We start from the raw sequence: 18,349 nt of genomic DNA on the forward strand, positions 1-18,349 counted from the left end.
ACATCGACGGTCGAGCGCCTCATGACCCGCCAGACCAACTGAGGGGGTGGACGCGATGCTTGAGATCGTCGAAATGGCGCGCGAGATCGTCGCCGAGATGGGCACCGAGGTCGCGCACGCTCCGCTGCGCCTGGTCGCTGAGGTCCTTCAGTTCCTGGTCCTCGTCGGAATCGTCTGGGTCGTCGCGTTTGGGTTCGGGAAGCGCAAGGGGTTCGTCTCAAACATGCTCACCGAGCGCGAGCGGCGAATCGCAACGCATCTTACGACCGCCACCGCGGCCGACGAAGCGCTTGCCACCGCGACGGCTGAAGCTGAAGCCGCGATCCGTACCGCCGAGGCGCGCGCTCACGAACTGACGCAGGACGCCGCGACCGAGTGCGCCGAGGTCGACGCCGCAACGCGCGCCGAGGTCGACGCCGAGTGCACCCGGATCACCGAACGGGCCGAATCCGCACTCGCGACCGAGCGCCAGGAGATGCAACTCGAACTGCGCGAGCAGCTCGTCGAGCTGGTGAGTTCGGCGACGCGCTCGATCATGAACGAGCGGCTCACCGCCGCCGAGCAGCGCGAGCTCATCGAGCACTCGATCACGTCGAGCATGGATGGCGCGGCCGCACCGGTGGCGCTCAGGCTCAAGGTCGCGCAGCCGTGACCGCCGCCGCCAACACGGGAGCGATCGGCACCGACGCTGTGGCGCTCGACGCGGCGGCACTCAGGCGACTCCTCGCAGGCTTCGAGGGCGGTCGCGTCACCCTCTACGTGCGCACACACCTCGACGACGAGATCGTGCGCTCGGTCCGCGACGGCGTCTGCGCGGCAGCGGGACGCGAGCTCGCACTCGACGTGAAGGTGTCGCCGACGATGGACGCGGGCGCGGTGCTCGCGGTCGGCGACGTCGGGCGCGTGGTGCTCGACCCGCGCGGGATGTGGCTTTCCGGCATCACGCGCGCCATGCACGATCGCTTCGAGCTCGGGGAACTCACCGAGTCCGCCGAGACGTTCGACTTCCTGCGCGGACTGCTCGCCGGCGACACGCCACTGCCCACCGTCGAGCCGCTGTTCGACACCGGCAGCGTCGTGCGCGTGGGCGACGGCGTCGCGGTCGTGAGCGGCCTGCGCGACGTGGGCAGCCAGGAGATCGTCGAGTTCGAGGGCGGTGGCCTCGGCCTCGCGTTCTCGCTCAAGGAAGGCTCGGTCGGCGTCGTGCTTCTCGGCGGGGAATCACGCGTCCGAGAAGGCGGCGAGGTTCGGCGCACGGGGCATCTGCTGCGCATACCGGCTGGCGAGGGGGTGCTCGGGCGCGTCGTGGATGCGGTCGGGCAGCCGCTCGACGGTCGCGGCCCGGTGGTACCGGCGGCGTGGCTGCCGGTGGAGCGCCCGGCGCCGGGAGTCATCGATCGGCGCCCGGTCGACCGGCCGTTGCATACCGGGATGAAGGTCATCGACGCGCTCGTGCCCGTTGGGCGCGGTCAGCGCGAACTCATCATCGGCGATCGCAAGATCGGCAAGACGACGCTGGCGCTCGACGCGATCCTCGCGCAGAAGGGCGCGAACGTCTCGTGCATCTACTGCGCGATAGGGCAGAAGGCCTCGGCGGTGCGCCAAGTCGTCTCGATGCTCGAGGAGCACGGGGCGCTCGAGTACACGGTCGTCATCGTGGCACTGCCCGGCGACATGCCGGCGCTCCGCTACCTCGCGCCGTACGCGGCGACCGCGCTCGGCGAGTACTTCATGGACCGCGGGGGAGACGCACTCGTGGTCTACGACGACCTCACCAAGCACGCCGTGACCTACCGCGAAATGTCGGCGCTGCTCGACCGCCCGGTGGGCCGCGAGGCATATCCGGGCGACATCTTCTACGTGCACTCTCGACTGCTCGAGCGCTCGGCCCGGCTGTCCGAGGAGCGCGGCAGCGGCTCGCTCACGGCGTTGCCTATCGTCGAGACGCTCGCGGGCGACATCTCGGCGTTCATCCCCACCAACGTGATCTCGATCTGTGACGGGCAGATCATGCTCGACGCCAGTGCGTTCAACGAGAACCGCCGCCCGGCGATGGACCCGGGACTCTCGGTCTCGCGCGTTGGCGGCACCGCGCAGGCGCGTGCGATGAAGCAGGTCGCGGGGCGGCTGCGCATCGATCTCGCGCAGTACAACGAGATGGCGCGGTTCGTGAAGTTCGGCGCCGAAGTCGACGAGAGCACGCAGCTCCAACTCACCCGAGGCGAGCGTGCACGCGCGCTGCTCGGGCAAGACCAGCACTCTCCGATGGGGCTCGGCGCCGAGGTACTCTCGCTCTACGCGGTCGTCAACGGCTACTTCGACGAGGTGGCCGTGGAAGCCGCCTGCGAGGTCGAGGCGCAGCTTCTCGTGTGGATGTCTGGGCGCCATCCCGAGGTGCTGTCGTCGCTCGGCGGCGATGCCGGGCTCGACGACGCGACCGAGGCCGCGCTGCGTACCGCACTCGATGAGTTTCTGGCCCAGCGCACACCCGCGCCTGTCGTGGCGGAGGCGTGAGCGATGGAGAAGCTCGGTGACGTCCGCAAGCGCATGCAGGGTGTCGAGGGCATCGGCGAGGTGTGTCGCACGCTCGCGACCGTCGCCTCGGCCAAGCTCGCACGCACGCACGAACGCGCTCGCGGAGCGCACGCCTATGCGGCCCGCCTGCGCGAGATGCTCGCGCGCCAGCAAGCGGCTGCGCGCGCTGCCGGACGCGACCCCGCCCAGCTCTCGGAGCTCATGGCCGAGCGGCCGCAGGTGACGCGCGCGCTGTTGCTCGTGGTGGGCGCGGATCGCGGGCTGTGTGGCGGCTACAACCTCGCCGTGGGCCGAGAAGCGCGCACGTTCGCGGCGTCGCTTGTCGAGCGCGGCATCGACGTGACGGCGATCGCGAAGGGCCGTCGCGCCGAGACGTACCTGCGACGCGCCACGTCACTCCCAATCGACGATGCGAGCGGATGGTCGCGCGCAGGCGTCACCGATGACGAGATCGATCGGCTGCTTGCGCTCGCCACCGACCGCTTCCTTGCAGGCGAGGTCGACGAGGTGTGGGCGACCTACACGGCGTTCCTCTCTACCATGCGCCGCGAGCCGCGCACCGTGCGGCTGCTGCCGGTCATGCCGGAAGAGACCGCCGGCAACGGCGTTCCCGCTGTGCCGACCGCCCTGCGCTGGTGCTACGAGCCCGATCAGGCAGCGTGCGTACACGAGCTGCTCGGCGCATTCGTGCGGCTCCAGGTCGAGGACGTGCTGCTCGAGGCGTACGCGAGCGAGCAGGCGGCACGCATGGTGACGATGCAGGAGGCGTCGGAGCGCTCCGACCGCGCACTCGCCGAGCTGCGCATCCACTACAACCGGCTGCGTCGCGAGTCGATCACGGCCGATCTTGTCGGCGTGCTCGTCGCGGGTCGCATGCGAAAGGAGGCGGCAGCGTCGTGACCACTCAGAAGACACCGCATTCGCTCGATCCAACGCTCGACCCGCAGCTTGCCGGCGTCGTGACCGAGGCGCTCGAGCGCGCCGCCGAGGAGATCAGCCGCGAGGCGTGCGACGGCGTGGTCGCAGCCGTGACCGGGCCGGTCGTCGACGTGCGCTTCCGAGGCGAGCTGCCCGCTATCGGGTCGCTGCTGCGCGTCGGGGATCGTCGTCGCGGGTTGCCGCTCGAAGCCGTCGAACTGCTCGGCGATGGGGTGGTGCGCGCACTCGCACTCGGCTCAACCGATGCGCTTGCCCGCGGGACGCGCGTGTACGACACGCAGGCGCCCATCAGCGTGCCGGTGGGACCGGGCGTGAAGGGCCGCATGCTCAACGTGGTGGGGGAGCCGACCGACGGACTCGGGCCCGTGAGCGCTCTCGCGCGCTGGCCGATCCGTCGCGACCCGGTTCCGTTCGCCCGCGTGAGGACCTACCCCGAGGTCTTCGAGACAGGCCTGAAAGCCATCGACCTGCTCGCACCGTTCCCCAAGGGCGGCAAGGTGGCCCTTTTCGGTGGCGCCGGTGTGGGCAAGACAGTCGTCATCATGGAGCTCATCCGAAACGTCGGCCACGAGCACAAGGGCATGAGCGTGTTCGGGGGTATCGGCGAGCGTACGCGCGAGGGTAACGACTTGTGGCGTGAGATGCAGCGCAGCAAGGTGCTCGACCGCGCGGTGCTCTACTTCGGGCAGATGAACGAACCGCCGGGCGCGCGCTTCCGAGTGCCGTACTGCGCGCTGACCACCGCCGAGTACTTCCGCAACGTCGAGCACGCCGACGTGCTGCTCTTCTTCGACAACATCTACCGATTCGTGCAGGCCGGCCTCGAGGTCTCGCTCCTGCGAGCCCGCATTCCGGCAGAGGTCGGCTACCAGCCCACGCTCGCCACCGAGGTCGGGTCGCTTGAGGAGCGCATCGTCTCCACCGACGACGGGGCGATCACGAGCGTGCAGGCGGTCTACGTGCCCGCCGACGACCTCGCCGATCCTGGCCCGGCGGCGATCTTCAGCCACCTCGACGCGACCGTCGTGCTCTCCCGCCGCGTCGCCGAGATGGGGCTCTACCCGGCCATCGATCCGCTGCAGTCCGGCTCGTCGATCCTCGAGCCCGCGTACGTGGGCGCCGAGCACGTGCGGGTCGCGCGGGAGACGAAGTCCTACCTCCAGCGCTACGGCGCACTCCAGGACCTCATCGCGATTCTCGGCGTGGAGGAGCTCTCCGAGGAAGACAAGATCGTCGTGACGCGGGCGCGCCGCCTCCAGAAGTTCCTCTCCCAGCCGTTCTTCGTCGCCGAGCAGTACACCGGCATTCCCGGCTGCTACGTGCCGATCGCCGAGACGGTCCGCGGATTCTCGGAGATATGCGCAGGCAACTGCGACAGCATTCCGGAGCAGGCGTTTTACATGGCGAGCACCTTGGACGAGGTTCTCCAGCGAGCCTCAGGGGCGGAGGTGGCGTGATGGCACTGTGTCTCGAGATCGTCTCGGCACACGGCGTCGAGTTCTCGCAAACCGAGATCGATCGGCTTGTCGTCCGTCGGCGCGAGGTGGACCACGATCCCGGTAGCGAGGTCGCGATCTGTCCGCATCACGCGCCGATGCTGATGCAGATCGAGCCCTGCCGGATGCGCATCACGCGCGACGGGGTGACGTTCGCACGCGAGATCCCTGCGGGCGTGCTCGATGTGTGCGACGACCACGTCATCATCGCGATCACGTAGCTGCGAACGCCGTTTCCACCTCGCCGAGCAGCTCGGCCTTGCGCACCTCATCGGCGAATGAAGCTTCGACGGCGTTGACCGACAGCGTGCGCAGGTCGGCGGTCGTCAGCCCGAGCGCGGCAGCTGCCGCTCGGAAGTTGTCGGCGATGTAGCCGCCGAAGTACGCCGGGTCATCCGAGTTCACCGTCACGCGCACACCGGCGTGCAGCAGCTCGGCGAGCGTTGAGTCGGCCATGCTGTCGAAGACGCGCAGCTTGGTGTTGGAGAGCGGGCAGACGGTGAGCGGCACCGCGTCGCGGGCGAGCCGCGTGACGAGCTCCGGGTCATCGGCCGAACGCACGCCGTGGTCGATGCGCGACACGCCGAGCACGTCGATCGTCCGAGCCACGAGCTCCGGGCCGCCTTCCTCGCCGGCGTGCGCTACCGCGCGAAGCCCGAGTCCCCGAGCACGCTCGTACACGTGCGCGAACTTCTCGGGAGGATTGCCGATTTCGGCCGAGTCGAGCCCGACGGCCACGAGCCGGTTAAGCCAAGGGAGCGCGGCGGTCAATGTCTCCTCGGCGGACTGCTCGGTGAGGTCGCGCAGGAAGCTCAGGATGAGGCCGCTGGTGATGCCGAACTCGCGTTCGCCGACGGCGAGGCCGTCGAGGATGCCGTCGATGACGGTGGAGAACTCGATGCCGCGCGCCGTGTGGGTCTGCGGGTCGAAGAACGGCTCGACGTGGCGCACGTTGTCGGCGGCCGCGCGGCGCAGGTACGCGACGGTCAGGTCGCGGAAGTCCTCACGCGTCACGAGCACGGCACACGCGGCGTAATACAGGTCGAGGAAGCTCTGCAGGTCGGTGAAGTCGTAGGCGGCACGCATCGCATCGACGTCGCGATAGGGCAGTGTGACGCCGTTGCGCGCGGCGAGCTCGAACGCGAGCTCCGGCTCGAGTGTGCCCTCGAGGTGCACGTGTAGCTCGACCTTCGGCATCGTGGCGATGAGAGCGTCGAGGTTCTCGGGTAGGTTCTGTGCTGTCGCCACGGTCGGCTCCTCGGTCGTGTGTGGTTGGCGCGAGGCACGCGCGATTCTCCGCCTCTGCAATACTTGTTCCCCAGAGCGACGAGCGCGAAAGGGTGTTCATGACCAAGCCGTACGGCGATGCAACAGGCCAGGTGCGTCGATGAGCGCCGCGCACACGCCGCGTGCCGTGATTGGTGCGTACATCTCCTCAAGCCTGCTTTTCACGCTGGCCACGTCGCTCATCTGGGCGACCAACACCATCTTCATGATGCAGGTGGGTGGGCTGACCATCTTCCAGGTCATGCTCGTGAACTCCATCTACCTCGTTGCACAGGCCATCTTCGAGGTTCCCACCGGCGTTATCGCCGATACGCTCGGTCGCAAGGTGTCCTACCTCATTGGAATCGGGACGATTCTCGCGTCGACGCTGCTGTATGTGGCGACGCCGACGCTCGGGTGGGGGTTCTGGGGCTTCAGTCTCGCCAGCGTGCTCATCGGACTGGGCTTCACCTTCCAGACCGGCGCAGTCGACGCCTGGCTCGTGGACGCGCTCGATGCGGTGGGATACGACGAACCCAAGGAGCGGGTCTTCGCGTGGGGCCAGATGACGTTCGGGGCCGGCATGCTCACGGGCTCGCTCCTCGGCGGCCTTCTCGGCCAGGTGAACCTCGGTCTGCCCTACATCGTGCGTGCCGCGCTGCTCGTTGCCGCGTTCGTGCTGGTCTTGGTGCTCTTCGCGGACCTCGGGTTCGAGCGTCGTGCGCTGTCGACTGCGACCTTCGCCAGAGAGACACGTAGCATCCTCGAGGCCGGTGTGCGCTTCGGGTGGCACGACAGGGTGGTACGCCCGCTTCTGTTCGTGTCGCTTGTGGGCGGCGTCTTCTACATGTTCGCGTTCTACTCGTGGCAGCCGTACGTGCTCGATCTGCTCGGGAAGAACGCGGTGTGGATGCTGGGGATCATCCAGGCGGGCATCTCGCTGACCGGCATCGCCGGCAACGCCCTCGTCAAGCCGATCATGGGCTCGGACCTCGCTCGCAGGGACCCCGCTCGCGTACTTGCGTGGACGTCGGTTGCACAGACGGTGATCGTCGCGGGCATCGCCGCCGTGGGCTTGTTCACGAAACAGCCGGGCGTGCTGCCGTTCTCGCTGGTCGTGGGTTTGTGGTTGGCGTGGGGCGTGGTGTTCGGCGTGTCGGGACCGATCAGGCAGTCCTACATCAATGCGAACATCCCATCCGCTCAGCGGGCGACGGTGCTCTCCCTCGACGCGTTCTTCGGAGACGTTGGCGGCGGAGTCGGGCAGCCCGCACTGGGATGGCTCTCGCAGCAGTCGTCGATCGCGCTCGGGTGGCTCGTCGGCGCCGTATTCGTGGGCGCGACGGCACCGCTCTACGTGTGGTCGGAGCGGGCTGCGGCATCGCGGAACGAAGTGGGCGTCACCGAGTAGTCGCATCGGAGAGGCCGTCGCGTGGTGCCCGGGGTGGGATTCGAACCCACACGAGGTTTCCCTCAGAGCTTTTTGAGAGCTCCGTGTCTGCCATTCCACCACCCGGGCTCGCGCGGCAACGCAGAGTATAGCGGCACCCGCGAGCCCGCGCGACCTGCGCGTATACTGCTCTCATGGCTGCCACCGACCCCACATCTACGCTACCCGAGGCGGCTCGGGTGCACCTGGCTAACGTCGCCGCGAACCTTCAGCTGATCGCCGACATGGGCTACGGCGACCTCGCGCTGGCACTGGTGCGCGGCAAGGGCAAGCTCGCGGTTATCGCCGACGCACGGCCCAACACCGCTGTAGCGCCCTTTGCCTCGACGCGAGTCGGTCAGACGCTCGCCACAAATGACGAGCCGGAGGCGTACGCTGCGCTGTCGTCGACCGGAATCGTGTCCCATGGCAGGCGGCGCGTCGCTCGCGGAATCAGTTACTCGACTGCGGCGTGGCCGATCGGACGCCCCGAGCCCTACGCTGTGGTGATCCGAAACCTCGCCGAGCAGGTCCTTGAGGCGTCGGGCGCGATGGAGAACGCGTTCATGGACGTCGCCGAGGAGCTGCTCGACAGCCTTGCCGACGGTCCGCTCGTCGACGTCCGAACCGGCGAGCCGTTCTCGACGCTGCGCACGGCCGGGGATGGCGTGATGCGCGTGAACGCCTCGGGTCAGGTCGCCTACGCGTCTCCCAACGCGGTCAACATCATGCGGCTCGCGGGTGTCGAGAACTCGCTCCCGGGCAGCCAGGCATCGTCGCTGCCCGGCGGCGGATTCGGCATATCGCCGGTGATGGGCACCCGTGACGCCGTCGATGTCGAGACCGAGGTGGCCGAGAGGGTTCTCGGGTATCGCTCGATCGGCCTGCCAGCTGGTGCGCTGGTCCTCGTCGAGGATCGCACCGAAGCGCGGCGCCGCGATGCGGAGATCAAGGTCAAGGAAGCCACGATTCGCGAGGTCCATCATCGCGTGAAGAACAACCTACAGACGATCGCGTCACTCCTGCGCATCCAGGCACGACGCAGTGGGACCGATGAGGCGCGCCGCGCGCTCGCCGAGGCGACCGAGCGCGTAAGCTCGATGGCGGTCGTGCACGATCTCCTCGCCGGTTCCGACGAGGAGCTTGTCGACTTTGCCGCTGCGGCGCGCACGGTCACCGATCTGGTCCGACGCGGTCTGGTGGGCGAAGGGAGCGGCATCACCGTCGCTGTCGAGGGCTCGACCGGGGAGGTGGACGCCCACACGGCGACCTCGCTCGCCCTGGCGGTCGCCGAACTCGTCCACAACGCGCTCGAGCACGGCATGGCCGATCGCGAGCAAGGGCGAGTCGACGTCGGTATGCGGCGGGTGCCAGGCGAACTCGTGCTCACGGTCCGCGACGATGGCGTCGGACTGCCGGAAGGCTTTGACGCCGTGTCATCGGCGAATCTCGGGCTCGCGATCGTCCGCACGGTCGTCGAGGATGATCTGCGCGGTACGCTTACCTTCACCGGTGGGCGTGGTACGACCGTCACCGTGCGGGTTCCGCTCGGCGGGCCGGCATCCGACTCGGCTCCCCAGAAAGGCTGACATCGTGCGTGTACTCATCGCCGAAGATGAAGCGCTCATCCGCATGGACCTGCGCGAGATGCTCGTGGAACAGGGTCATGAGGTCGTAGGTGAGGCGCGCGATGGCGCGGAGGCTGTGGCTCTTGCGCGCGAGCTCATGCCCGACGTCGTCTTCATGGACATCAACATGCCGGTCATGACCGGCATCGAGGCGGCGACCGTACTGGGCGAGGAGCGAATCGCGCCGGTGGTCATGGTCACCGCGTTCTCGCAGGCCGGGTACGTCGAGCAGGCGGCGGCGGCAGGCGCGATGGCCTACATCGTCAAGCCGTTCTCGGCGGCAGACGTCATGCCTGCCATGGCGGTCGCAGTGTCGCGCTACTCGGAGGCCGCGTCGCTCGCCGAGGAGGTCACGGACCTCACCGAACGGCTCGAGACGCGCAAGGTGGTCGATCGCGCGAAAGGGCTGCTCATGGCTCGCGGCTTGACCGAGCCTGAGGCGTTCAAGCGACTCCAGAAGCTCGCGATGGACAAGCGCAAGACGCTTCGCGAAATCGCCGAGGCGGTCGTTTTAGCAAGCGAGGCGGCTGCCGAGTGAGCGATGCCGCCTCGCTGCTCCTGCGGACTTACATCGTCGGCATCGCCGTTGCGGCGCCCGTCGGGGCGATGGGCGTGCTCTGTATTCAGCGGGTACTCGCACACGGATGGCGCGGGGGATTGGCGACCGGACTCGGAATCGCCACCGCGGATGGACTCTACGCCGGGTTCGCGGCATTTGGCGTGTCGGCCGTCTCGCAGTACCTGATCATCCTGCAGGCGCCCTTGCGGATCGGTGGGGGCGTCGTGCTGTTGTGGCTCGGCTGGCGGGCCATCGTCACGCCGCCGGCGCACGACGCGGCGAAGGTCGCCGATGCTTCCCGGTTCGGAGTTCTGTACGCCAGCGCAGTCGGGCTCACGCTCACCAATCCCATGACCGTCATGGCGTTCGCGGCCGTCTTCGCGAGCGCAGGGCTTGTCGCGCAGCCGGGTCTCGGGAGTGCCCTGTTGGCGACTGCGGGCGTTGCGGCGGGGTCCCTGTCATGGTGGGTCGTGCTGTCGACGGGTACGGCCATGGCTCGGCATGCCGCAGGCGACACGCTGCTGGTATGGGTCAACCGTGTCTCGGGCGCCGTGATTGCGCTCTTCGGTGTGATCGCTCTCATTGCAGGAGTCACCGCGCTAAACTGAGTCAGTTCTCGGCCGCGGTTCTTTCACGTGCCGCGACGCACGACAGACGGGCCTGCCAGGGGGGACAACGTGCACATCGGACCAGTCGAGATCGTTGCGATCGTTGCGCTTGCGATCGTCGTCGCACCCGCCATAGCCGGATTCCTGCGACTGCCGGGCATCATCGGCTTCGTCATCGCAGGAACAATCGCGGGTCCCTACGTGTTGCACCTGCTCGGTCCGGTGCAGATCGACGCGATCGGGACCATCGGGCTGCTGTATCTGATGTTTCAGGCAGGCCTTGAGATCGACATGGCGACCTTCAACAAGCACCGCACGTCGGCGCTCATCTTCGGCGGCCTGACCTTCACGCTTCCGTTCCTTCTCGGCATGGCCGAGGGGAGATTCATGCTCGGCCTTGGATCGCTCGCGGCGGTTCTCATCGGGTCGATCTGGGCATCGCATACGCTGGTGACGCTGCCTGACGTCCGTGAAGCCGGCGTGAGCTCGAACCGCGCGGTGACCACCACCGCAGGTGCGACGATCATCACCGATACCCTCGCTCTGGTGGTGCTGGCGCTCGTGACCGGGCAGGCCGCTGGGAGTGGCTCGACGGTGTCGGTGCTGGTCAAGGTGGTAGCGGGGCTCGCTGCAACGGCGGTGCTCTCGCTGATCGTCATGCCGTGGCTGGGCAAGCGCTACTTCCGAGGCCTCGGGCATGACCGTGCGATGCGATTCGCCTTCCTGTTGCTCGCGATGGCCGCGGGCGCGACGTGCTGCGAACTGTTCGGCATCGAGGGACTCGTCGGCGCATTCGTTGCCGGCCTGGGAGTGAACCGACTCGTGCCGAAGGCCGGCCCGCTCATGGAGCGAGTCGACTTCGTGGGATCCGCGTTCCTCGTGCCTGCGTTCCTCATCTACGTCGGCACCAAGCTCAATCCTGCGGTGGTGATTCAGCCGGCGACAGTAGCGATGGCGCTGGGCTTCATGGCTGCGCTCGTCGCGGGCAAGGCGCTCGCGGCCTTCATCGGCGGTAGGTTGCTCAAGTTCACCACGAATGAATCGGGCCTGATGCTCGGGATGTCGATGCCGCAGGCGGCTGCGACACTCGCGGCGACGTTGGCGGGTGCAGGCGTCGGCCTCTTCGACGACCGGATCGTCAACGCCGTCGTTCTCGTCGTGCTGCTCTCGATTATCGCGGGGTCGCTCACAACGCGCTTCTTCGCACGGCGTGTGGAGCTTCCGGCGGGCGGGTCACGTCCGCTTGCTGACACGGTGCTCGTCGGGCTACCGGCAGGAACCGCATCGGTGGACGGGTTGATGCGCGTTGTCGCGGGGATCGCGGCTGGCGATGCGGGCCTCGTCCTGCCCGTCGCCGTCGCGACCGAGGGCGGGCATGCAATGGAGGCCGCGGAGGCCCGGGCGTCCGAGGCCACCAAGGCGGGCGAGGCTGCGGGCGCCGACGTCGAGAGCCGAATCCGTCGCTCGGGTTCATACTCCGGCGCCATACTCGAGGCTATCTCGGACCGCAAGGCGACGATGGTCGTCTCGCCATTCGAGTCCGCGGATCTGTCCCTCGCGCGACTCATGGGCACCGAGCTCCAGCGCATCGGCCGCGAGTCTCCGGTCCCGGTACTTGCTGCCCGGATGGCTTCGCAGAAGTTCTCGAAGATCGTCCTCGGGCTGGATCAGGCCACCACGCCTCCCAAACGGCTTGACGTTGGGTTGGCGACGAAGGTCGCACTCTCGCTGGTCAACTCGCTCGAGTTGCCACTGGTAGTGACGTCGTTTGATGAGCAGTCGCTGGCTGGCCTCGACTTCCCCGAGGGCACCGACATCCACATCGGCGCTGAGCAGCTTGCGGACCCGGATGTGCTGCCGCAGGGTGCGCTGCTCGTCGTACCCGCGTCGCTCGTGCGCAGGTTCGGGCTGCGGGCGAAACCCTTCGCCGAGCAGCGCTCAGACGTCTCGATCCTGGTTGTCGCGGGTCCCCACAGGCTGCGGCTCATCCCGGGCGTCGCGCAAGGTTCCGCCCTCATGGGTTGGGGTGGGGCGTCGCTCGTGGCGAGCGACTCGGTCGCCACCGAGTAGTTCACACCAGGCGCGCCCGGACACGGCGTGGCGGAACCGCTGCGTTTCCAGCGTGTTTCCGCGCGCCCCAAACGCGTGCTATACTTCCCGAACGGCACAAGGACGTGCCGAACCGAAGAATCGAGCAATGGCGCTCGCCAGGACCCACAGAGGGGTCTCGGCGGGTGTTTTTCGTTTCTGCGGCGGCGACAAGGAAAGTGAGACGTCATGAAGGAGTTCGCGGTCTTCTGGGGGTGCACGATCCCCGCGCGGTTCCCGTTCATCGAGAAGGCGACAAGAGTCATGTTCGACGACCTCGGCGCCCGCATACACGAACTCGAGGGACACACCTGCTGCCCCGAGGGAACGCTCGTCAAGGCGAACGACCCCGATACGTTCTACACGGCGGCTGCGCGCAACCTCGCGCTCATCGAGCGCGCCGACCTCGGACTCGTCACGCCGTGTAACGGCTGCTACTCCACGTTCAAGGAGACGCAGAGCCACCTCAAGACGAACTGGCGCGAGCGCGATGAGGTCAACGAGCGCCTCGAGAAGGAGGGGCTGCACTACGACGGCACCACCAACGTGCAGCACTTCGTCGAGTGGCTCGCTGATTCCATGGGCGCCGGCCTGATCGCCAGCAAGGCCAAGAAGAACTTCTGGGGCATGAACATCGCCGTCCACCACGGCTGCCACTTGCTCAGGCCGCAGCCGGCGGTTCGTTGGGACGACCCGCTGCACCCCAAGAAGTTCGAGGAGCTCGTCGGCGCACTTGGTGCGCGCGTCATCGACTACCCCACGAAGATGCAGTGCTGCGGCGGTGCGCTCGACCGAGTCGGTCAGCGCGAGTCCTCGCTTGCGTTCTGTCGCCGTAAGCTGCACGACCTGCAGAACCACAACGTCGACGCGATGGTCGTCGGGTGCCCGAGCTGCTTCCAGCAGTTCGACCTCAATCAGGCCGCCCTGCAGCGCGCCAACGAGAACGTGCACGTGCCGGTCTTCTACCTGTCAGAGCTCATCGGCTTGGCGTACGGCCACGAGCCCGAGGAGCTCGGCCTGGACATGCACCGCGTCAGTGTCCAGCCCTTCCTCGACAAGTGGGCGGCGCGTCAGGCCGACAAGACACACCTCGCGCTCGACTTCGACGTCGCGCTGCTCAACAAGTGCGACAACTGCCGAGCCTGCAAAGACGACTGCCCGGTGTGCAAGATCGACCCCACGTTCCAGCCAAACGACATCATCCGTGACCTTGTCGACGGCAAGATCGATGAGGTCATCAAGGACGAGAGCATCTGGAAGTGCATCGAGTGCTTCACGTGTCTCGAGTTGTGCCACTCCGAGATCGGCATGGCCGAGACGTTCCGCAAGCTCAAGGTGATCGCACTGCGCGAGGGCTACGGCCCCGAGGCGGTACCGGCGGGCTACAAGACCTTCATGGAGACGGGCACGCTCGGCAAGCCGAAGATGTCGGCCCGCAAGAAGCTCGGTCTCGATCCGCTGCCGGACGACGGCGGCGACGTCATGGTGCGAATCATGGCTGAAAGTGATGACAGCAAGGGGAGTGAGGACTAGATGACGTACGAACCGCTTCTCGACCGCATGCCAACGACGAGGCCGCAGACGGGCCTTACCGACGATCTCGGTCTGTTCGGCGAGCGTCCGCGCTACGCCGAGGAGGCTTCCTACAAGATCCACGGCGGATGCGGACTCATGGGCATCTGCGATGAGTCCGGCACCCTCATGTCCGGGGTGGAGGCCATCAAGGCCATGGCCGTTCAGCGCGACCGCGGCAACGGCCTCGGCGGCGGCTTCGCCGGCTACGGCATCTACCCCGAGTTCCCCGATCACTACTGCTTCCACATGATGTTTCACGATGTGAAGGCCAAGGAAGAGGCCGAGGCCGTCTTCGACCGCTACTTCGTCGTCGACCTCGCCGAGCCCATGCCCACCCGCGCGGTCAAGGGCATCTCGGACGCGCCGGTGCTCTGGCGCTACTTCCTGCAGCCCGACCCGCACAAGCTCGAGAACTCCGAGATGAGTGCGGACGACTACATCGTGCACACGGTCATGCTCATCAACTCCACCATCGACGGTGCCTTCGTCGCATCGAGCGGCAAGAACATGGGCGCCTTCAAGGGCGTTGGCTTCCCCGAGGAGATCGGCCACTACTACCTTCTCGAGGAGTACGAGGGCCACACGTGGACCGGCCACAATCGATTCCCGACCAACACGCCGGGCTGGTGGGGCGGCGCGCATCCGTTCACGCTGCTCGACTGGTCGATCGTGCACAACGGCGAGATCTCGAGCTACGGCATCAACAGCCGCTACCTCGAGGCGTTCGGGTACAAGTGCACGCTCGGAACGGACACCGAAGTCGCGGCGTACCTCTTCGACCTGCTACTGCGACGCCACAAGCTGCCGCTCGAGCTCGCCTGCAAGGCGCTTGCGAGCCCGCTGTGGAGTGAGATCGATCGCATGGAACCCGAGGAGGCCGCGCTGATGCGCTCGCTGCGCGCGGTCTACGGCCCCGCGATGCTCAACGGGCCGTTCGCGATCGTGCTTGGCTTCAACGGCGGCATGGTCGCGCTCAACGACCGCATCAAGCTGCGCCCGCTTGTCGCCGCCCGCCAGGGCACGCGCATCATGGTCGCCTCGGAAGAGAGTGCTATGCGCGAGGTGCTCGACGCGCCGGACGCTGTATGGGCGCCCAAGGCCGGCGAGCCGGTCATCGCGCGCGTCAAGGGTATGGAGTGGCCGATCCACGGCGACCTGCACTTGTCGCCGGGCGAAGTCAGTTGTGCCGTGACCGGCGTCGCCGACGCCTGCGAGATTGTCGAGGTGGGATAACCGATGCCGACGACCCTCATCCAGCCGGAATTCCTTGTCGAGATCGACTACGACAAGTGCCACAAGTGCGGCCGGTGCGTGCAGCAGTGCGGCTGGGGCGTGTACTCGTTCAACGAGCGCCCGTTCCCGGACGATACGAAGTGCCGCGCATGCCACCGCTGCGTGACCTACTGCCCGGCGCATTGCATCAAGATCAAGAAGAACGACCTCGCCCTGCGCGACAACGCCAACTGGTCCGCCGAGCAGCGCAAGAACGTGTGGCGCCAGGCCGAGTCCGGCGGCGTCATGCTCACGGGCATGGGCAACGACAAGTTCTACCAAAGCGTCTTCGATCACCTCGTGCTCGACGCGTGTCAGGTCACGAACCCGTCCATCGACCCGCTTCGTGAGCCCATGGAGCTTCGCACCTACTTGGGCCGCAAGCCCGACAGCGTCGAAGTCGAATCCGACGGCAAGGGCGGCTATCGCCTGAAGGAAGGCGCGGGCATCGCGAAGAACGTCAAGCTCGACGCCCCGATCATCTTCTCGCCGATGAGCTACGGTTCGGTCTCGCTCAACGTGCACAAGTCGCTTGCGATGGCGGCTGAGCGTCTCGGCATCCTGATGAACACCGGTGAAGGTGGACTGCACGCCGATCTGTACCCCTACCAGGACAATGTCATCGTCCAGGTCGCCTCGGGGCGTTTCGGCGTGAACCCGGAGTACCTGCAGCGTGGTGCCGCGATCGAGATCAAGGTCGGTCAGGGCGCCAAGCCTGGTATCGGCGGTCACCTCCCGGGCGAGAAGATCAACAAGGAAGTTTCGACGACTCGCATGATCCCGCAGGGGTCTGACGCGATCTCGCCCGCGCCGCATCACGATATCTACTCGATCGAGGATCTGCGCCAGCTCATCTACTCGCTCAAGGAGGCGTCGGGCTACAAGCCGGTCGGCGTCAAGATCGCGGCCGTGCACAACGTCGGCGCGATCGCATCGGGCATCGTGCGTGCGGGTGCGGACTACGTCTACCTCGACGGCTTCAAGGGCGGCACCGGCGCGGCTCCGGCCATCATCCGCGACCACATCGGTATCCCGCTTGAGATCGCGATCGCGGTCGTCGACCAGCGTCTGCGCGACGAGGGCATCCGCAACCAGGCGTCGATCATTGCAGCCGGCTCGATTCGTTCGTCGGCCGATATGGCCAAGGCGATCGCGCTGGGTGCCGACGTCGTCGCCATCGGCTCGGCGTCGCTCATGGCGCTCGGCTGCCACCTGTGTCAGGGCTGTCACACCGGCTGCTGCAGCTGGGGTCTGACCACCCAGAAGGCGGAGCTTACTCGCCGCGTCGATCCTGAGTGGGGTGCTGAGCGGCTGACCAACCTCGTTCACGCATGGAGTCACGAGCTGCAAGAGATTCTCGGCGCACTCGGCGTCAACGCCGTCGAGTCGCTTCGAGGTAGCCGTGAGCGTCTGCGCGCGGTCGGTCTCGATGCACAGACTTGCGAGATTCTCGGCGTCAAGCCGGCCGGGCTGTAGGGGAGAGGGATATGACAACGACAACCACGGGCCCGATCGAGGGCTACATCCAGACGGTGCCGACGCTCACCCGCGAGGGCGAGACGGTCACCATCGACGCGCAGAGCGTGTACTACAAGTATGTGAACGAGGCGATTCGCGCGGCCATCGCTGATGGGGCGAAGAGCATCGTGCTGAACAATGTCAACGGGCAGCGCTACATCGGCACCGGCATCAAGGGCGCCGACATCACCATCACAGTCAACGGAACTCCGGGTCAGGACATGGCGATGCTCATGGACGGCCCGACGCTCGAGGTGTTCGGCAACGCACAGGACGGTGTCGGCAATACGATGAACGCCGGCAAGGTCATCATTCACGGTGACGCAGGTGACGTGCTTGGTTACGGCATGCGCGGCGGTCGCGTGTTCATCAAGGGCGACGTCGGCTACCGCGTGGGCATTCACATGAAGGCCTACGAGGACCTTCGTCCGATCATGGTGTGCGGCGGCAAGGCCCGCGACTTCTTCGGTGAGTACATGGCCGGCGGTCTGCTGATCCTGCTCGGTATGAACTCCCGTCTCGAGGGTCCGCTCGTCGGCGGCTACCTCGGCACCGGTATGCACGGTGGAGCCATATATGTACGCGGAGAGGTCGAGCCGTGGCAGTGCGGCAAGGAGGTCGGCGTGTTCACGGCCGATGAGGCTGATCTCGCAGACATCAAGCCCGTGCTCGCCGACTATTGTGAGTGTCTGGGCATGAATCTCGAGGAGGTTCTCTCGGAGCCCTTCACCAAGCTGGTTCCTGTGAGTCACCGTCCTTACGGGAAGCTCTACACCTACCTGTAGGTCAACAGGCGCATTGAGTGAGTTAGGGCCGCTGTGAGCAATCGCAGCGGCCCTTCGTGTGGTGCGCGTGTGGGGGCTGTCAGGCCGGGACGGGTCAGCGGGACTTGGTGACGGCAATCACTGTAGGGGGTACCGGATGGCCCGTCGCACCGAATAGTTGCCCCGTCTGCCGAATTCGCGACCGACAGCTATTGACGGGTGCCGTGCTAATCCCGAGACTGGCTCACGCGTGGGTTTATGAACATTAACCCCGCTGTCCATCCGTACCCAACTCAACAACATCTTGCTTGCATAAGGCACTACGCACCCGGGGGGGTCGCGCTCAACTTGGAGGCTCTTGTGATCGGGAACACGTATGCCGTGTCCGCGTCGTCACGTCCTGATGGAGCTTGGGGGTATCGAACACGCCGCGCGCTTCTCGCGCTGCTGCTGACACTCGCACTCGTCCTCGCGTTCGCGCTGCCCGCGCTGGCCGCCGACGGCACGCTCGTCGACGCCGGCTTCGAGAGTGGCACCGACGGCGCTGCACTTACCACCCCGCCGTGGATCAACGTGGGCACCACGCTGCACCGTGAGTACGACGACACACGGGCTGCCGCGGGCTCACAGTCCGCATGGCTCCAGGGCCCGGCATCGACCTCCTTCGCCGGT

16 protein-coding genes and 1 tRNA gene are annotated in these 18,349 nt (G+C 66.8%); 15 read left to right on the forward strand and 2 right to left on the reverse strand.

Going from position 1 to position 18,349, the window contains the following annotated elements; all coding sequences use genetic code 11:
- Positions 1–55 precede the first annotated feature (55 nt).
- The 5 genes from HGB10_10010 (at position 56) to HGB10_10030 (ending at position 5,191) form a co-directional block, all read left to right on the forward strand.
- Complete coding sequence (locus tag HGB10_10010) at positions 56–652, forward strand: ATP synthase F0 subunit B (GenBank protein NTU72137.1); 597 nt, start codon at positions 56–58, stop codon at positions 650–652.
- Between the two features lie 299 nt (positions 653–951).
- The gene (locus tag HGB10_10015) at positions 952–2,514 is read left to right on the forward strand and encodes a F0F1 ATP synthase subunit alpha (protein ID NTU72138.1); all 1,563 of its coding nucleotides are present in this window, start codon (positions 952–954) and stop codon (positions 2,512–2,514) included.
- A 3-nt stretch (positions 2,515–2,517) separates the two neighbouring features.
- On the forward strand, positions 2,518–3,435 hold the full coding sequence (locus tag HGB10_10020; protein NTU72139.1) for a F0F1 ATP synthase subunit gamma: 918 nt from the start codon (positions 2,518–2,520) through the stop codon (positions 3,433–3,435).
- Between the two features lie 92 nt (positions 3,436–3,527).
- A complete protein-coding gene (locus HGB10_10025) occupies positions 3,528–4,931 on the forward strand; it encodes a F0F1 ATP synthase subunit beta (protein ID NTU72140.1) in 1,404 nt (467 codons plus the stop codon).
- Complete coding sequence (locus HGB10_10030; GenBank protein ID NTU72141.1) at positions 4,931–5,191, forward strand: hypothetical protein; 261 nt, start codon at positions 4,931–4,933, stop codon at positions 5,189–5,191. The genes HGB10_10025 and HGB10_10030 overlap by 1 nt, the downstream gene beginning before the upstream one ends.
- On the opposite strand, the gene HGB10_10035 is transcribed toward HGB10_10030, so the two are convergent.
- Positions 5,184–6,167: an adenosine deaminase gene (locus HGB10_10035; protein NTU72142.1), complete on the reverse strand. Its 984-nt coding sequence runs from the start codon at positions 6,165–6,167 to the stop codon at positions 5,184–5,186. The two genes, HGB10_10030 and HGB10_10035, sit on opposite strands and share 8 nt — an antisense overlap.
- Before the next feature lie 190 nt (positions 6,168–6,357).
- Here HGB10_10035 and HGB10_10040 point away from each other — a divergent pair, with 190 nt between their 5' ends.
- A complete protein-coding gene (locus HGB10_10040) occupies positions 6,358–7,647 on the forward strand; it encodes an MFS transporter (GenBank protein NTU72143.1) in 1,290 nt (429 codons plus the stop codon).
- 22 nt (positions 7,648–7,669) lie between these two features.
- Here HGB10_10040 and HGB10_10045 read toward each other — a convergent pair.
- Positions 7,670–7,755, reverse strand: a tRNA-Leu gene (locus HGB10_10045).
- 65 nt (positions 7,756–7,820) lie between these two features.
- Between HGB10_10045 and HGB10_10050 the strand changes: the two genes are divergently transcribed.
- From HGB10_10050 to HGB10_10090, 9 genes are all read left to right on the forward strand, one after another.
- Positions 7,821–9,254: a hypothetical protein gene (locus HGB10_10050; GenBank protein NTU72144.1), complete on the forward strand. Its 1,434-nt coding sequence runs from the start codon at positions 7,821–7,823 to the stop codon at positions 9,252–9,254.
- Positions 9,148–9,831: a response regulator gene (locus HGB10_10055; GenBank protein NTU72145.1), complete on the forward strand. Its 684-nt coding sequence runs from the start codon at positions 9,148–9,150 to the stop codon at positions 9,829–9,831. Before HGB10_10050 ends, HGB10_10055 begins: the two co-directional genes overlap by 107 nt.
- Complete coding sequence (locus HGB10_10060; GenBank protein NTU72146.1) at positions 9,828–10,460, forward strand: LysE family transporter; 633 nt, start codon at positions 9,828–9,830, stop codon at positions 10,458–10,460. Before HGB10_10055 ends, HGB10_10060 begins: the two co-directional genes overlap by 4 nt.
- Positions 10,461–10,529: 69 nt before the next feature.
- Positions 10,530–12,530: a cation:proton antiporter gene (locus HGB10_10065; protein NTU72147.1), complete on the forward strand. Its 2,001-nt coding sequence runs from the start codon at positions 10,530–10,532 to the stop codon at positions 12,528–12,530.
- Between the two features lie 207 nt (positions 12,531–12,737).
- Positions 12,738–14,081: a hypothetical protein gene (locus HGB10_10070; protein NTU72148.1), complete on the forward strand. Its 1,344-nt coding sequence runs from the start codon at positions 12,738–12,740 to the stop codon at positions 14,079–14,081.
- 27 nt (positions 14,082–14,108) lie between these two features.
- Complete coding sequence (locus HGB10_10075; protein NTU72149.1) at positions 14,109–15,356, forward strand: glutamine amidotransferase family protein; 1,248 nt, start codon at positions 14,109–14,111, stop codon at positions 15,354–15,356.
- 3 nt (positions 15,357–15,359) lie between these two features.
- On the forward strand, positions 15,360–16,871 hold the full coding sequence (locus HGB10_10080; protein ID NTU72150.1) for a 4Fe-4S binding protein: 1,512 nt from the start codon (positions 15,360–15,362) through the stop codon (positions 16,869–16,871).
- Between the two features lie 11 nt (positions 16,872–16,882).
- Positions 16,883–17,698: a hypothetical protein gene (locus tag HGB10_10085; protein NTU72151.1), complete on the forward strand. Its 816-nt coding sequence runs from the start codon at positions 16,883–16,885 to the stop codon at positions 17,696–17,698.
- A gap of 360 nt (positions 17,699–18,058) precedes the next feature.
- Positions 18,059–18,349 (forward strand): hypothetical protein (locus HGB10_10090; GenBank protein NTU72152.1); only part of this gene is annotated, 291 nt, incomplete at its 3' end.

Source organism: Coriobacteriia bacterium (assembly GCA_013334745.1).
Taxonomy (GTDB): domain Bacteria; phylum Actinomycetota; class Coriobacteriia; order Anaerosomatales; family JAAXUF01; genus JAAXWY01.

Coding starts and splice junctions, on each gene's coding strand:
- HGB10_10010 (NTU72137.1), top strand. CDS start 56: ATGCTTGAGATCGTCGAAATGGCGCGCGAGATCGTCGCCGAGATGGGC.
- HGB10_10015 (NTU72138.1), top strand. CDS start 952: ATGCACGATCGCTTCGAGCTCGGGGAACTCACCGAGTCCGCCGAGACG.
- HGB10_10020 (NTU72139.1), top strand. CDS start 2,518: ATGGAGAAGCTCGGTGACGTCCGCAAGCGCATGCAGGGTGTCGAGGGC.
- HGB10_10030 (NTU72141.1), top strand. CDS start 4,931: ATGGCACTGTGTCTCGAGATCGTCTCGGCACACGGCGTCGAGTTCTCG.
- HGB10_10035 (NTU72142.1), bottom strand. CDS start 6,167: ATGCCGAAGGTCGAGCTACACGTGCACCTCGAGGGCACACTCGAGCCG.
- HGB10_10040 (NTU72143.1), top strand. CDS start 6,358: ATGAGCGCCGCGCACACGCCGCGTGCCGTGATTGGTGCGTACATCTCC.
- HGB10_10050 (NTU72144.1), top strand. CDS start 7,821: ATGGCTGCCACCGACCCCACATCTACGCTACCCGAGGCGGCTCGGGTG.
- HGB10_10055 (NTU72145.1), top strand. CDS start 9,148: ATGATCTGCGCGGTACGCTTACCTTCACCGGTGGGCGTGGTACGACCG.
- HGB10_10070 (NTU72148.1), top strand. CDS start 12,738: ATGAAGGAGTTCGCGGTCTTCTGGGGGTGCACGATCCCCGCGCGGTTC.
- HGB10_10075 (NTU72149.1), top strand. CDS start 14,109: ATGCCAACGACGAGGCCGCAGACGGGCCTTACCGACGATCTCGGTCTG.
- HGB10_10080 (NTU72150.1), top strand. CDS start 15,360: ATGCCGACGACCCTCATCCAGCCGGAATTCCTTGTCGAGATCGACTAC.
- HGB10_10085 (NTU72151.1), top strand. CDS start 16,883: ATGACAACGACAACCACGGGCCCGATCGAGGGCTACATCCAGACGGTG.